Origin of the sequence: uncultured Anaerococcus sp. (genome assembly GCF_963510915.1) — a bacterium.
In the GTDB taxonomy this organism is placed as follows: Bacteria; Bacillota; Clostridia; order Tissierellales; family Peptoniphilaceae; genus Anaerococcus.
Window position 1 is genome coordinate 16,606 of the sequence record NZ_CAUPHG010000007.1, and the last position, 15,521, is coordinate 32,126.

General features: G+C 35.4%; 14 protein-coding genes. 9 read left to right on the forward strand and 5 right to left on the reverse strand.

Translation table 11 applies throughout. The annotated features are described in order from the left end of the window. Positions 1-61: 61 nt before the first annotated feature. A complete protein-coding gene (locus tag RQ893_RS01390; RefSeq protein WP_311481271.1) occupies positions 62-991 on the reverse strand; it encodes a hypothetical protein in 930 nt (309 codons plus the stop codon). 251 nt (positions 992-1,242) lie between these two features. Between RQ893_RS01390 and RQ893_RS01395 the strand changes: the two genes are divergently transcribed. The 3 genes from RQ893_RS01395 to RQ893_RS01405 are packed head-to-tail and all read left to right on the forward strand — an operon-like array spanning position 1,243 to position 2,715. Then, positions 1,243-1,779 (forward strand): chromate transporter, encoded by a 537-nt coding sequence (locus RQ893_RS01395; protein ID WP_311481272.1) that lies wholly within the window; start codon positions 1,243-1,245, stop codon positions 1,777-1,779. Further along, positions 1,772-2,332 carry a chromate transporter gene (locus tag RQ893_RS01400; protein WP_311481273.1) on the forward strand — a complete coding sequence of 187 codons (561 nt, stop codon included), beginning with the start codon at positions 1,772-1,774 and terminating at the stop codon, positions 2,330-2,332. Before RQ893_RS01395 ends, RQ893_RS01400 begins: the two co-directional genes overlap by 8 nt. A gap of 59 nt (positions 2,333-2,391) precedes the next feature. Continuing rightward, entirely contained in the window at positions 2,392-2,715 is a 324-nt protein-coding gene (locus RQ893_RS01405; RefSeq protein ID WP_311481274.1) for a PTS lactose/cellobiose transporter subunit IIA, read from the forward strand. 133 nt (positions 2,716-2,848) lie between these two features. On the opposite strand, the gene RQ893_RS01410 is transcribed toward RQ893_RS01405, so the two are convergent. Further along, the gene (locus RQ893_RS01410; RefSeq protein WP_311481275.1) at positions 2,849-5,524 is read right to left on the reverse strand and encodes a cation-translocating P-type ATPase; all 2,676 of its coding nucleotides are present in this window, start codon (positions 5,522-5,524) and stop codon (positions 2,849-2,851) included. Positions 5,525-6,129: 605 nt separating this feature from the next. Between RQ893_RS01410 and RQ893_RS01415 the strand changes: the two genes are divergently transcribed. The 3 genes from RQ893_RS01415 to RQ893_RS01425 are packed head-to-tail and all read left to right on the forward strand — an operon-like array spanning position 6,130 to position 10,152. Then, the gene (locus tag RQ893_RS01415) at positions 6,130-7,362 is read left to right on the forward strand and encodes an MFS transporter (RefSeq protein ID WP_311481276.1); all 1,233 of its coding nucleotides are present in this window, start codon (positions 6,130-6,132) and stop codon (positions 7,360-7,362) included. After that, positions 7,363-9,282 (forward strand): FAD-dependent oxidoreductase, encoded by a 1,920-nt coding sequence (locus RQ893_RS01420; protein WP_311481277.1) that lies wholly within the window; start codon positions 7,363-7,365, stop codon positions 9,280-9,282. Positions 9,283-9,309: 27 nt separating this feature from the next. Beyond that, a complete protein-coding gene (locus RQ893_RS01425) occupies positions 9,310-10,152 on the forward strand; it encodes an SDR family NAD(P)-dependent oxidoreductase (protein ID WP_311481278.1) in 843 nt (280 codons plus the stop codon). A gap of 40 nt (positions 10,153-10,192) precedes the next feature. Here RQ893_RS01425 and RQ893_RS01430 read toward each other — a convergent pair whose 3' ends face one another. Together RQ893_RS01430 and RQ893_RS01435 are read right to left on the reverse strand one after the other, a co-directional pair. Next, a complete protein-coding gene (locus RQ893_RS01430; protein WP_311481279.1) occupies positions 10,193-11,458 on the reverse strand; it encodes a MerR family transcriptional regulator in 1,266 nt (421 codons plus the stop codon). A 10-nt stretch (positions 11,459-11,468) separates the two neighbouring features. Beyond that, positions 11,469-11,822: an SdpI family protein gene (locus RQ893_RS01435; protein ID WP_311481280.1), complete on the reverse strand. Its 354-nt coding sequence runs from the start codon at positions 11,820-11,822 to the stop codon at positions 11,469-11,471. A gap of 477 nt (positions 11,823-12,299) precedes the next feature. Between RQ893_RS01435 and RQ893_RS01440 the strand changes: the two genes are divergently transcribed. The 3 genes from RQ893_RS01440 to RQ893_RS01450 are packed head-to-tail and all read left to right on the forward strand — an operon-like array spanning position 12,300 to position 14,782. After that, positions 12,300-13,316 (forward strand): EpsG family protein, encoded by a 1,017-nt coding sequence (locus RQ893_RS01440; protein WP_311481281.1) that lies wholly within the window; start codon positions 12,300-12,302, stop codon positions 13,314-13,316. Positions 13,317-13,329: 13 nt separating this feature from the next. Then, positions 13,330-14,475 (forward strand): hypothetical protein, encoded by a 1,146-nt coding sequence (locus tag RQ893_RS01445; RefSeq protein ID WP_311481282.1) that lies wholly within the window; start codon positions 13,330-13,332, stop codon positions 14,473-14,475. Further along, positions 14,453-14,782, forward strand: a complete 330-nt coding sequence (locus RQ893_RS01450) for a hypothetical protein (protein WP_311481283.1) — start codon at positions 14,453-14,455, stop codon at positions 14,780-14,782. Before RQ893_RS01445 ends, RQ893_RS01450 begins: the two co-directional genes overlap by 23 nt. A gap of 34 nt (positions 14,783-14,816) precedes the next feature. Here the strand turns inward: RQ893_RS01450 and RQ893_RS01455 are convergent, their stop codons facing one another. Next, on the reverse strand, positions 14,817-15,440 hold the full coding sequence (locus tag RQ893_RS01455; protein WP_311481284.1) for a hypothetical protein: 624 nt from the start codon (positions 15,438-15,440) through the stop codon (positions 14,817-14,819). Between the last annotated feature and the right edge of the window lie 81 nt (positions 15,441-15,521).

The following is a 15,521-nucleotide window of genomic DNA, read 5'->3' on the forward strand; positions in this document are numbered from 1 at the left end:
TGGAATAAGGCAAAGGTTGGCATAGAAAAACAGCCCAAACTCATTGTTTAGGCTGTTAGTATTAATATGGTATATTTAAGGCGTTCATTGTACCTGCAGTCATTTGCTCAAAACCTATGTGGTTATTCTCAAAGGAAGGAGAATAGCGGTTGATAAAGGCTTTGTATGTTTTGTATCCCTTATCTGCATAGGCTTTTCTCATAAGCTTGTAAGTAACTTCAATGCCGTCTTTAACTGTTGGTGGGTTTACCCATGGAGAACGACCTATATAAGCAGGAGGCCATTCGCTACCGTAACCATTTTTGTAATAACGGATACAACCAAAGTTGTATTTACCGCCGCCAGGATTCTTTCCAAAGGTGGTTTCCATGGCGATTTGTCCCATAAAGATACCTACGTTTATTCCATATTGATTTGAAAGCTTTAAGATAGTATCTCCATAGCCTTTAAGTGGTGTATAGTGGCCACGTTTTTCTAAAAACCTATCTATGTATGCGCCTGTAATATGGCTAGGATTCTTAGTTCTTATGTCAAAGTTTGCAAGGTCGCCCGGTCTATAATTTCTCCAAATGATTTTGCCAGGCTCTTTGTTGTTGCCTGTAGCATTTCTATTTGAACCAGTAATATTTACGCGGTCAGGATGGCCTTGGTCTTTTTGCTTTTGTTTTTCTATCTGCTTTTGCTTTTCTATTTGTTTTTGTTTTTCTATTTGTTTTTGTTTTTCTTTTTCCTGTAATTCAAGGGTGTTCTCATCCTTGTATGAAGTTTGTTTGATTTCAGTTTCTTTGTGTGGAAGGTCTTGCTGCTTATTTTTCAAAAGATCATCTAAGTCAAAATTATCATATTTTACAATATCATCATATTTTACAGAATCATTAGTTGTTAAATTTGTTTGCGTATTTGACGCTTCTTCAGCTGCCATTACTGGGCTCGCCATAGCTAGGGCAGATACAGTAACTAGTCCTGTAAATATATATTTAAAATTTTTCATCTTATCTCCTTATCTTATATAACAACTAATATTTTAACTCAAAAAAACCAAATTGTCAACACAAATGTTACTATTTTGTTACTTAGGCTCCTAAAACCTTGGTGTTCATAATATAAATAGAGGTGTCTGTATTATTTCTGTAACTATAATTAAAAATGGGTATCAAGCTTAAAAATAAATGGAGAGCTGACATCCTTTATATATTCAAGGCTTTGTTATATAATAAGATTAGAATAAGAAAGGGATTTGAGATGAATATATTATTGGACCTTTATATAACTTTTGTTAAGATTGGATTTATGACTTTTGGTGGTGGCTATGCCATGTTGCCAATTTTGGAAAGAGAAGTTGTTGATAAAAAGAAATGGGCGACAAGTGAAGAAATTTTAGATTACTACGCCATTGGCCAGTCTACTCCCGGAGTTATCGCTATAAACACCGCAACTTTTTGTGGTTATAAGATGGGCAAAAACATCGGAGGGGTAGTGGCAAGTCTTGGCTTTATAACACCTTCTATAATTATTATCACTATGATATCGAGTTTTTTACAAAATTTTTCCCACATAGCTGCTGTCCAACACGCCTTTGCGGGGATAAGGATAGCCGTTTGTTCCTTAGTCTTGTACTCAATAATAAAGATGTTAAGGAAAAATGCCAATTCAATAGCTAAGTTTCTTGTGTTTTTATTAACCTTGCTAGCTATTACAGTGTTTGATGTTTCACCAGTTGTAATTGTAATTATAGTTGCAGCCCTTGGTATTATTTTAGGGAGGGTGAGAAATGCTTAGATTAATGTGGGAATTTTTTAAAGCTGGTCTATTTGCCGTAGGTGGTGGTATGGCTACTATCCCTTTTTTACAAGAAATGGGCGAAAAATACGGATATTTCACAAGCGAAGAGCTCTTGGATATGATAGCAGTATCTGAGTCAACCCCAGGAGCAATTGGGATTAATATGGCGACTTACGCAGGCATTAAGGCGCACGGACCAATCGGAGGTATTCTTGCTACTCTATCTCTTGTTACAGGACCCATTATAATAATTCTGATAATTGCAAGGATGATTCAAGCCTTTAAAAATTCAAAGACAGTAAAGGATGCTTTTAGCACATTAAGACCAGCCACAGCTGGTTTGATTTTGGGGGCTATGTCAATGGTCCTAATCATTACCCTATTAAACCCTGAGGCTTATGCAGCAACTGGCAGCCTTTTATCTTTGCTAAGACCAATTCCAATTATCCTTTTTGGGGTCTTTACATTAATACTGTTTAAATTTAAAAAACTAAGTCCAATTTGGATAATACTAGCAGGAGCAGGACTTGGGATAGTCTTGGGACTTTAGCTTGCATATATATCTGATTTCGGTATTTTACTAATAAGAATCTATATAAGGAGAGATTTATGACTAATATTAACAATCCAAAAGAAGAACTAACCAATGCTGGACTTAGGGTAGTAGCTTTTTCCGGAAATGCTAGGAGTAATTTCCTTGAAGCCCTCAATCTAGCTAAAAAAGGTAAGCTTGAAGAAGTAGATCAATATATAGGTTTGGGCATAGAAAACCTAGAAATGGCAGGCCGTGCTCAACAAGATTTCCTAGAAAAGGAAGCAGAAGTAGGAAGTGAGGGCTTAGATTTTTTGACCATCCATGCCCAAGACCACTACATGACCACCTTGCTACTAAGAGATTTAATCGACAACTTAATTGACATTTATAAAAAATAAGCAAGAAAACCCCAGAATCTAGTAGGATTCTGGGGTTTGTATTTTAATTTTCAATAGCCTTTGACTTTTGCTTTTAAAAGCTCTTAGCAATCTATTTTTGAAAAATTTTCTAATTTGACTTTTATTTTCCAAGTTATTTCTTTCTTCTAATAACCTTAGATATTTCTCCAAAAACTAGCGGAATTAATGCTAATATTAGAACTGGAATCCATTCCCATGTTAGGGAAACGACCTCAAAGAGTTCTGTTAAAATTGGAACATACATTACAACCAAAAGTAGGGCAAAGGATAGGATTACTGCCTTTATTAGGTGTGGGTTTGAAGCGAAACCTAATTCCTTTAGGGTGTACTTTGTGCTCCTTACTGAGAAGGCTCTGAGGAGTTCTGATGTAATTAGGGTTGCAAATACCATGGTGTGGGCACCTTCGATTGAGTTAGGGAAAATCCATTTTAAGCCAACTATATAAGCTGCAAGGACTGCAAGGGTTATAAAGATTGATTGGCTAATGAGATTTGTTCTGATATCGCCAGAGATGATTGATTCTCTTGGATCTCTTGGAGGTTCTTCCATAAGGCCTGGTTCTGCTGGTTCAACACCCAAAGCTAGGGCTGGGAAGGCGTCTGTGACTAGGTTTAGCCACAATAATTGTATTGGGGTAAGTGGGCTAGGTAGTCCCATTAAAATTGATAGGAAAACTATCAAAACTTCTGCAATGTTACAAGATAGGAGGAAGGATACAAACTTTTTGATGTTTGAAAAGATTACTCTTCCTTCTTCTACTGCATTTACAATGGTTGCGAAGTTATCGTCAACAAGGATCATATCTGATGCATCTTTGGCAACATCTGTTCCTGTAATACCCATGGCGACACCAATATCAGCGTTTTTGATGGCTGGTGCGTCATTTACACCGTCACCTGTCATGGCTACGACATTGTCGTTGGCTTCTAGGGCCTTAACAAGTTGAACCTTGTTTTCTGGGGAAACTCTGGCAAAAACTCTCTTAGTTTTGACAATTTCTCTGATTTCCTCGTGGGTCTTATCGTTAAGCTCTGAGCCTTGCATAGCTTGGTCACGGCTGGTTGCGATTCCCAAATCTTTGGCAATGGCAAGGGCTGTTTCAAAATAATCGCCTGTAATCATTATTACATCAATGCCTGATGCGTGACATTCAGCAACAGCAGCTCTGGCTTCTGGTCTTGCTGGGTCAATCATGCCTGTAAGACCAACAAAAATCATATCTCTTTCGATATTTTCTGTAGTAAGGTCTTGATCAAGAGTTTCTAGCGGTCTAAAAGCGTAGGCCATTACCCTTAGGGCCCCACTTGCAAGATCATTGTTCTTATCTGAAAGCTTCTTGCGATAATCATTTGTAAAGTCTTCCATCTGACCATTTATCATAATCTTTGAAGAATGGCCCATTACCATATCTGGTGCACCCTTGGTCATAGCGTAGTATTTGCCATCTAGTTCGTGGAAAGTAGTCATCATCTTCCTTGTAGAATCAAATGGGATTTCTTGAAGTCTTGGGTGCTTATCGTTAAGATTTTCTTGGTTGATATTCCATTTTTCAGCGAATGTTAGCATAGCCCCTTCAGTAGGGTCGCCTGTAATCTTGTATTCTGCACCTTCTCTAGTGAGGTTTGCATCATTACATAGGCTTGCTATCGTCATAAGAAGTTCGATTTGTCCGTCAGAATTAATTACTTCTTTATTTTGGTTTCTAATATCACCTTCTGGTTTGTAGCCAGTACCTTCGACTTCGTATTCTTGGTCATTGGTGAAAATTTTTGTAATAGTCATCTCATTTTGAGTAAGTGTTCCAGTCTTATCTGAGCAGATAACTGTGGTAGAGCCAAGAGTTTCTACAGATAGGAGGTTTTTAACAATAGCCTTCCTGTCTGCCATCCTGTTCATACCGATTGATAAAACAATAGTTACAACAGCTGTAAGACCCTCTGGAATAGCTGCAACTGCAAGAGATACTGCTACCATGAAATTTTCTAAAAGATTGTGACTACCCCTATAATATCCAAGGGCAAAAACGCCTATACAAACTACAACAACAAGGACAGCAAGAATCTTAGATAGGTTTTTAAGCTGCTTTTGAAGAGGTGTTTCCTTATCTTCAACTTCATCAAGACTTGTTGCAATCTTACCTATTTCTGTTTCTTCACCTGTAGATGCCACAAGGCCTATGCCACGACCATAAGTCACGATTGATGATGAGTGGACGTAGTTTTCCCTATCTCCTATACCAACATCTTCGTTTGTTTCAAAATTTGCGTCCTTTTCAACTGCCACAGATTCTCCTGTAAGTGATGATTCGTCTATCTTTAGGTTGGATGCTTCGATAAGTCTCATATCAGCTGGGATAATATCCCCAGTTTCAAGCACAACTACATCTCCTGGCACCAAGTCCTCTGCCTTGATATGTCCTCTTTGTCCATCACGGATGACAGTGGCCTCTGGCGAGCTCATTTTTTGTAAAGCTGCCACAGAGTCTTCTGCCTTTCCTTCCTGGATGATAGACATAATGGCGTTAATAATAACAATTGCGATAATAATTACACATTCGATTACATCACCTGTGAAAGCTGATACGATAGCAGCAATTACCAAAAGAATAACCATAGGGTCGGCTATCTGATCGATAATCTTGCTAAGTAGACTCTTTTTATTTGATGACTCAATAGCATTTGGGCCATATTTTTCAAGCCTTGCACGAGCTTCTGATGAAGTAAGTCCACGCTTTGCGTCTGTTTCTAGTTTTTTAATTACTTCATTAAGACTGCCTTTATAGTCCATAATTCCTCCTTAAATTTTGCAAAAGATATAAAAAAAGCGGGGCTTCTTGAGTTATACTCATTAGCTCCGTCTCGCCACCTTTTAGGGTTTATTTAACCGGGTAAAAACCGTTCTGACGATTAAATAATTGGGCTACTCCCTTTTGCTAGTACTATTATATAGCAAATCAAAGCAAAATCAATTATTTAATATGTAAGATTCACTTAGTTTAGATGCATAATTTTTAAAATCAAAACTCTGATAGGGATTCTAAGAGGAACTTTATTTAATAATTAACACATAAAATTTACAAATTATTATTTTATTGCCAATAAAAATTTAAAGTTTTTTATTTACATTATTTTAAGGAAATAATTAATAAAAATCTAACAAATTTAGTTAGACTAAATTAAATGTCTTTTTGAATCAAAATTTCACATGTAACTAAGTGGAGTTGGAACCAGTTTTTCTAATAAAAATCTGTTATTGGAACAAAGTTTGTCATAAGACCAGATTTGTATAAATGATTTGTTATTTTGGCTATTGACATTGTCCGGAAACCACGTCATACACTATGTATAAATTCGTTAGTTAATTAACTATTAGAAAATATTTAGGAGGTTTTGATGACGCAAAATAGATTCTATGGGTGGATAAATGTTGGTTTATCGGCACTCATAATGCTTCTAACTCTAGGACTTGGAAATGCTAGTCTCAGTCAGTTTTTACCATTGATTGCTAAAGATTTATCGGTAAATATGAGTCAGGTTACTTTGCTTGTTTCATTTTCTTCGATATCTATCGCGATATTTGGAGCACTGATTGGTCATGCGATAAGGAAGTTTGGCCACAAAAATTTAATTTACATAGGCGTGTTTTTATATTCTTTGTCGATACTTATTTTATCTTTTTCCAACTCTTTGCCACTTATATATTTAGCGGGAGTAGCTATGGGTGCAGGTATTAGTTATGGCACAAGTCTTACTCTTTCTACTATAATATCGGCATGGTTTATAGAAAAGAGAGGGCTTGCTCTTGGATTGGTTTTTGCAGCAAGTGGGGTTGGAGGATTTATATTTAATCCGATAGTGGCGAGGTTTATATTGTCAATAGGCTATAGGAAAACATTATTTATAGAAGCTATTACTATATTTATAGTATGTATAGTTGGGGCATTTTTTATTGTTGCCAATCCTAAGGATAAGGGACAAAAGCCACTTGGCGAAATAGACGTGATAAATGAAAATGAATGCGCAGAAGAATTGCTTAATAAGACCGATATATATAGGTCCTTGCCATTTATTTTGCTTGTGTTTTCATGTATTAGTTTCGCAATGGCTATTCAACCAACTATGTATAACTTTTTTCCTCATTACTTGTCTTTGGGCTATGATCAAATATTTATAGCGAATTTAATTTCTATAGTATCTTTGGTTAATATAGTTGCTAAGCTAATTATGGGATATGTGAATGATAAGTTTGGACTAATTAAAGCTATAAGTATAGGTTTCATAGGATATTTTGTTTGCGATTTAATAATGATTGTTTCAAATTCAAAAATATCAGCATATCTTGCTGTTATAGCATATGGCGTTGCCTTAACTATGCTTGTAGTTGCCTTGCCACTAATTGTCCCTAAAGTATTTGGAATGAAGCATTATGCTAGTATTTTAGGAATTCTTACAGCTTTTTTGACAATAGGATCTTCGATAGGAACTCCACTTTCATCATTGATTTTTGATAAAACAGGTGAATTTAGGATGTCATTCATAATTCAAGCAATACTTATAGTAGTGTCTTACCTATTGTTTTTGAGGGCTGTTACATACAAAAGTAATTTAAATAAGAAAGGAAAATAAATGTCAAAATTGTATCCAAATTTTTTATCACCAGCTAAGATAGGAAAAGTTGAACTTAAAAACCGTTGTATTATGCCTCCTATGGGGACTCATAGGGTAGGTAGTGATTTAAAAGTAAACCAAGTTATAATTGATTATCATAAAAGACGTGCGGAGGGTGGTTGTGCACTTAATGTAGTTGAAGTGGCTTGCGTTCACCCTTCAGGGGTTACTGGGGCTGATCTTGGAATCTTTGATGATTCATTTATACCAAGCCTAAGAGAGCTTGTAGATGGTATACATCAAGCAGGAGGAAAAGCTGCCATCCAACTTTGGCATGGTGGAAGGCAAATATTTACTAAGGGTCAACCTTGGTCATCTTCTGATATACCTTGTCCAAAATTACAAATTCCACCTCATAAAATGACCACAGAAGAGGTTTATGAAATGATTGAAGCCTTTGGTGATGCTGCAGTAAGGGCTGAAAAAGCAGGATTCGATGTAATAGGAGTCCATGCAGCTCATGGTTATCTTATAGATCAATTTGTAAATGAATACTCAAATAACAGAGATGATGAGTTCGGTGGCTCATTTGAAAATAGAGTCAGATTTGGTGTAGAGGTTATAAAAAACATTAAGAAAAAACTTAAAAAAGAAACCCCTATTCTTGTAAGAATGAATGCCGAAGAAGGAGTTGAAGAGGGAGGACTTAAACTTGATGATGGGATAAAAGTTGCAATAGCTTATGAAAAAGCAGGAGCAGATGCCCTAGACATAAGCCAAGGTTGTAACTCAGCAATGGCAATATCTACTCCTCCATACTTCCTAAAAACAGCTTTTAATGAGGATAACTGTAGAGAAATTAAAAAACACGTATCAATTCCTGTAATATGCCCGGGAAGAATAATATCACCAGAAATTGCTGAAGAAGTAATTTCATCTGGTGCGGCTGATTTTGTAGATCTGGGACGTGCTCAATTAGCTGACCCTGATTTTGTAAAAAAATCAGAAGAAGGTAGAGCAGATGAAATAACATTATGCGTAGGATGTACCCAAGCTTGTTTTTCAAGAATTATGAAGGGGGATGTATCATGTATATTTAATCCACAAACCGGTCATGAAATAGATAGGAAAATAGAAGCTACAACAAATCCTAAGAAAATTCTTGTTATAGGTGGAGGACCTGCTGGTCTTGAAGCAAGTAGGGTTGCGGCTTTAAGAGGGCATGAAGTTATTTTATTTGAAAAAACTAGAAGACTAGGTGGCCAATATATACTAGCTGGGGCTGCTCCTCATAAGTCAATTCTAGCAGATGCTGTAAGCCAAATGGGAGTAAAGGCTGCTAGTGCAGGAGTTGATATTAGACTTGCGACAGAAGCAAATCCAGAAAATATCAAAGAAATCAATCCGGATGAAATCATAGTGTGTGCAGGATCTTCACCATTTATTCCACCAGTTGCTGGAATGGATAAGCTTAAAACTTATGTAGCTCATGATATTTTAGACTTCAAAGACTTTGTTAAAGAAGAAAAAATTGCTGTAATAGGTGGTGGTCTAGTAGGTCAAGAAATTGCTGAAGTTTTAGCTGAAAATGGAAAAGATGTATTTATAGTAGAAATGCTTGATGATGTTATAGGTGTAATAGATATACTTATTAGACAACACACAGTTGATACTTTTAATAGGTTAAACATAGACTTGCTTACATCTACAGCCCTAAAAGAGATTGTAGAAGATGGAATTATAGTAAGTCAAAATGGTGAAGAAAGAAAACTAGATGCAGATGCTGTTGTATTTGCAGTTGGATCAAGAGCAAATAAAGACGTAGTAGATATGGTTGATAAATTAAATATCCCATACCATGTAGCAGGAGATGCTGTTAAAGCAAGCAAAATACTAGATGCTATTTGGCCTGCAAATGAAATAGCAAGAACAATTTAGTAAGTCATTAAAAATAAGGAGGAAAAAATGACAGATTACAAAGACAAAGTAGTAGTTATCACAGGAGCTGGAACAGGAATCGGATATGGAATGGCAAAAGAATTTGCTAAAAGAGGGGCAAAACTTGCAATCTCTGACATAAACGATGAAACTTTAAGAAAGCTTGAAGAAGAATTAAAAAACGATGGCGTTGACGTAATAGCTTATAGATTTGATGTATCTAATAGAGGTCAAATGGAAAAATTTGCTAGAATGACCTTTGATCATTTCAAAAGGGTAGATTATTGCATGCACAATGCAGGTGTAACAAGCATGGGACATGCCCTAAAAATTCCTGAAACAGATTACTTTAGAGACTTTGAAGTGAATACAATGGGAGTTGTATATGCGGCAAGAAGTTTCATACCTAAGATGGAAGAACAAGAAGGTGAGGCTTACTTCATTCCTACAATCTCATCATCAGCTTTCCTTTATACAGGTGCCATACCTGCATATATCGTATCTAAACATGGTGCTCAAGGATTCTGTGAAGCTTTGGCAATCCAACTTGAAAATGACAAATCAAATGTAAAAGTAAGAGTACACTCACCAGGAACAGTTGCAACAGAAATTTGTCATCCAAAATATTATATGCTAGATAGGAGAGATGCGTATTTCCAAACAGAAGAATTTAAAAATCTTGAAAAAGCCATATCTTACTTCATAGCTACAGGTGGACTTACAGTAGAAGAGTATATCCCGGAATTATTCAAACAACTAGACGAAGACTTATTTATCATTCGTCCATGTGTTTCAGAAGAACCAAGATGTACTTACAGATCAGAAAGTTTAATTTCAAGAGAGGGTCCTTTCAAAGAAGGTCAAAGATAAGAAAAAAAGATGGGGAGCTTATTAGCTTTACCCATCTTTTTTAAAGCCTTCCTTCAAAGTCGTAATGATAGGCAGTAAAATCTAGTGAACAAGCATTTTGTTTAATATTATTATCTGGATCATAAGTAATTATAAATTTAGGATTATTATATAATTTATTAAGGAAAGTAGAATTATTTATTGACAAGTTAAGGTGCTTATGAAGGATGAAAAAGTCTTTAGGCAAAATCCCTAAAACTTCAGCATCAGATGATAGATACTTATTAAAATTTTTATCATCCAGAAGGACCTTTTTCTCTCTGAGAAGATAATAAAATGAAGAATAATCATCTAAAAATATGTTGACAGATCCATTTCTTATAGGAAGCTTGTCCATAGATGCACATATGATTGCGATATCTAATTTTACACCTAAACTTTCAAGGAGGTTCTTTAATTCTTTTGCAGCTTTAATATTTCTCATAGCAACAATAAGAGTAGATTTTTTTATTGGGTTATCATCGCCAATTTTATTTAAAAGATGATAAAATAAGAATCTACCTGAATTAGTTTCGCTGGTCATAATACAAGAAACCTCATTGTTTCTAACAGGTTTACTATCTATAATTCTTTCATACATCCAATTATAGGTCTTAAAAACCTTTTGAAATTCGGCTGGCTTTAAGTTTTTTAGCTCCTTCCACTCCATAGCAAGATGGGTATCAAGCCAATATTCATGATTTTCCTTAATAGGAAGATCTTCTATTTTAATTGGACTATCTTGAAGATTATCCTCTATGATGATGCCATCTTCTATTTTAAGATGATAAGAGCAACTCTTGCAATGTAAGTCAGCATTAATAATATAAGAATCTTCTATATCTGCATTAGTAAAATTAAATGAAGACCCACAAGAAGGGCATGATAGATTTTTTAGAAAATCGACAGCAACACCAAGCTTCTGGTATAGTTGTCTATTTTTCAAGTATTCATCTGATTTATTATTTAAAAAATCAAGTTTTTTTTGAAGGTTTTTAATTTCGTTTTTAATTAATTCTTTTTTGTTATCTAATTCTGAAGCCATGAAATTATTAAACCTATGATCCAAAGGGTGAAGATTCCTCTTAAGGGAAATAAGTTTATTAATATCATCTACAGAAAACCCAAAATCTTTGCAATCCAGGATAAATTCAATATCTTTTTGGTCAGATTCGGTGAAAATATAATTTCCTCCTGACTTTGATGGCAAAATAAGACCTATCTTCATGTAATATCTTAAAGTATCTTTTGTGATATTATTAATCTTAGCAAATTCCCCGAACTTCATAAATAAACTCCTAACCATTATCTTTAAGGTCAAACTTTTTCCTTAAAACCAACTTAGCAAGACCAAACAATAGCAAAAAGAAAATCATGAGAGAAAAAATTATAATTATAGAAAGAATCTCCCTAGAAATTTCAAGATATATTAAAATTGGTATTATAATTCCGTAAAATATGACTCCCAAACCAATAGCTAGACTGCCTGCAAATTTATTGGCAAAAATCCAAGTATCCTCAGAATAGCAAGCCTCCCAAATATGAAAACCAACTGCCATATCAGGATGGGTGGTATGGAAAAATATGAAAAATATGCCTATATAAATTGAAAAAATTAAGAGCATCAAATCTCCAACTATAACTGGTCCCAAAACTTTTCTCCTTTCCTCTTTTTATAATTTTAACTCCGAGTGGTGTAGATGATAAAAACTAAGTCAAAAACTCTTTACTATTTAATATACTACTTTTTAGGCTCTATTCGATAAAGTATTTTTCATAATCAAGGCTAGTCCTTTCTTCCCAAGATTTAAAATTCACTAAGAGCTAGTTTTAGATAAAATTGTCAAACGGCTTTTATAAAATTGCAGGAAAATTTTCTATGGGTTGATTTAGTGCTTGATATTTTAGCATAAAATTTGTACTAGCGTTAAAAAAAGATATATTAATCTATAAGAGCCAAGAAAAGTGTTAGCTTGGAGAATTTTATCAGGGAGTTTTAGGGCAGATGCCCTAAGTAGAAAAGTTTCATGGGATTTTCCTTATTTTTTACGCTAGAGCTATTGTTATTTCTGTGCTTTAGCCTTATAGATTTTAAAACTACATACCAAAAAAACCTTGCGGCTTTTTCTATGTTTTTTCTGATGTTTATCTTTGCTGCAATGAGAGGGTCGGGGGATGCTGACTATTATAATTATTTGTGGTTTGCCAAGGATATTGGGACAAACTTTGATAAGGTAATGAACTTCTCCTATCCGGTTGAGTTTGCCTTTAGGCTGGCTTCTTACCTTATAAACCGTATGGGTATTTCCCGTCAATGGGTGATTGTCCTAATGAATTTTTTGTCAATCGCACCGGTGACTTATGTTGTTATCAAAAAATCGGTCAACCCATTTTTGTCGGCTATAATATTTTTGCCTATATTTTTGCAATTTGATATGCAAACTTCTAGGACGGCGACAGCTATCGGTCTGGGGCTCTTATCCATCTACCTAGCAAGTGAAAAAAAGAGGATAAGAAGTTTTATAAGCCTTATCTTAGCCCTTAGCTTTCATAAGTCGGCATTGATTTTGCTTCCCTTCCTAGTATATTTAGAAATCGACCTAAATAATGTTATGAAATGTCTACTTGTCTTGGCGAGCATGGTTGTATCGGTCTTTTCTAAACTTGTTTTTGGAATAGCGGCGAGTGTTTTATCTAAAGTTGGCTTGGGGAGACTTGCCCAAAAGATTGTATCCTACACCTTTGAAGGAAAATTTGCCTATGGAATGCAGCTTTATGATCCGAGGATAATTTTCTTTTTCCTCCTTTTCATTGTTTCTATTATGTACTTAGACAAAAAAACTTTAGGCAAAGATAGGATGGAGAAGGCGGCAGTCAAGGGTATGGTTTTTGGCCTTTGTGTCATGTTAATCTTTAGGTCATCAACTGCCATAGCCTTTAGGTTTTCGTCTTATTTTGCAGTTTTGGAGATGTTTTACCTACCAAGCATGATTAAAAAATTAAAATACCAAGACAGTCTGGCTGCCTTTTTGCTAATCTTGTCTATAGTGGTCTTCATCTTGCCCTATGCCATTTATATTAGCGTAGACGCACCGGCTTATGATTTTTTCTTTACAAATCCAATGGCTCTTGAGTCATTAAATTAAGATAGGAGTTTTTATGAGAAAAGTTACAACTTACCAACTAATTGATGGGATAAAGAGAAATCTTTACCTAATTATTGTCCCTACCATCATATTTTTCAGCCTTGTTATGGGTCTTGGAATGAAAAAATTGGGAGGAACCTACCAGGCATCTGCTGTTTTAATTGCAACAGCAGGAGAAGGAGAAGAAATATCCTATAACAAGCTAATACTAAACGAAAAGCTTGCCAATATTTATACTGAAATTATAAAGTCACCTGACCTATATAAAAGAGTTGAAAAAGATCTTAAAAAAGGCGGCTCAAGCATTTCTTATAAAGAAATAATGAATCACTCTGACTTTGATGTAAATCCTCAAGCAGGTCTTATTAGCCTAACCTACAATGATTCAAACAAGGATAGGGCAAATGATACTCTCAAACTCACATGTGAAAATTTTAGAAAAATGGCAAAAGACTACATGAATGCTGATAATTTAGCCTATTTGCACGATGTTTTTGTAGACAAGGCTCCTAAGAAAAAACTAATAATTTTTTCTGTTGCGGCAGGGATTGCTGGAGCTATTTTGGGTCTTGCCATAGTAATAATAAAGACCTTACTTTCTGATAATATAGCAGGTGAAGATGACTTGAGAGATCTTGATTTTGATGTATTAGGAACTAGCGACGAAATTTCTAAGATAAAATCAAAAATCGATCACAGACTTCAAAACGGTGTGGTTGGGATAACAAGCTTAGGAAAAGTAGAGTCCTATGACTTTGCCAAAGCTTTGGCAGAAAGCCTAGCACCTACTAATGGCGTTTTGTTTATTGACAGCAAAAATAAAGCAGACCTTGAAGGAAAGTACCTAAGCGAAGAAAATTCTTTTAAGGTTTTAAGAAAAGATACCATTGACTACTTGGCCCTACCAGAAAAGGCTTCAGAAAAAATCTTTGACACAAACGAGTTTTTTGGAGAAATTGCCAACAGGGAATCTTCTTATAATTACATCCTAATCGACCAAAAATCTCTAAAAACAGCTGATCCTTACCTAACAGCTAAGCTTTGCGATATGGAAATAATCTTGATTGATGGAAAAACTAAAAAAATATCCCTAGATAAGGCAATCTCAGACCTAAGAGATCTTGGAATAGATTATTGTGGGGTGGTTTACCATAAATAAGTTAGTAATTCTTTGCTTATTAATAATTCTAGCAGGCTGTGGCAAGGAAGAAAAATACACCAAACAAGATATCCCAACCAGACCCGGAACAGGGATGAAGCTTAAAGATGAAATTGGAATAGGGCTATCTTATAAATTAATAAAAGATGCCCAAATCTACACCGACCCCGACGAAAAAACAGCTTTCGATACTCTTGAAAAAGGTTCGGTAGTCCAAGCTAGCCAAGAAGAAGAAAACGGCTTCGCCTACGTAACCTACCAGGGCCAGAGCTTTTATATAAAAGTTGAGGACATAGAAGGAATTTAAAAACCAGCTCGAATTTGAGCTGGTTTTAATTTTATTATTCTTCTGGGTCTAGGGGTTCTTTTAGGTCTTCGTTTTCGAAGAAGTCTGTGTCGACTGGGGCGTTATCTTGGAAGGTGCCGAAAATTGAGACGTAGTCCTTGCCATTTATTGTGTAGGTTATTTCCGTTCTTAGGTATTCAAAGAAGTATTTTTCGAATTGGACGCTGTATCTTTTTGTGGCGTAAGTGTAGGTTTTTTCTCCTTCCTCGGTTAGTTCACCTTCGATATGGCGTGTTTTTGTTGGGTCCCTGTAGTCACTGGCGTGGGCGGTTATTTCTATGTGAGTCTTTTCTGGGTCGATCTTTTTACCGTCTTTGTAGAAAGTTAGGTAAATTTTATTATCTTCTAGAAGGTGGATACAAGGGATGTCGCCTTCTACCCTGCCGTCTACGTCGTCATTGATATTTTCGATTTTTGCTTGGTCAAATGTGTTAAATTCTTCTTTGGTGTAGGTCCTTATGATTGGTTTTCTCTCGTCATCTGAGATTTTTATTTCAACTTTGACCCCATCAACCTCTTGATTTCTCAAAAATTCTGGTGTTGGCAAGAATTCAAATCTAACAAAGACAAAGAAGGCAATCACCAATAAAACTAAACCGATTACTAATTTTTTAAACATGAACTCCTCCTTATTCTACTGAGATTTTCTCCTTGTGGAAATAATTTACTAGGGCGAAATAGGCTAGGGCAAAGGCTCCTA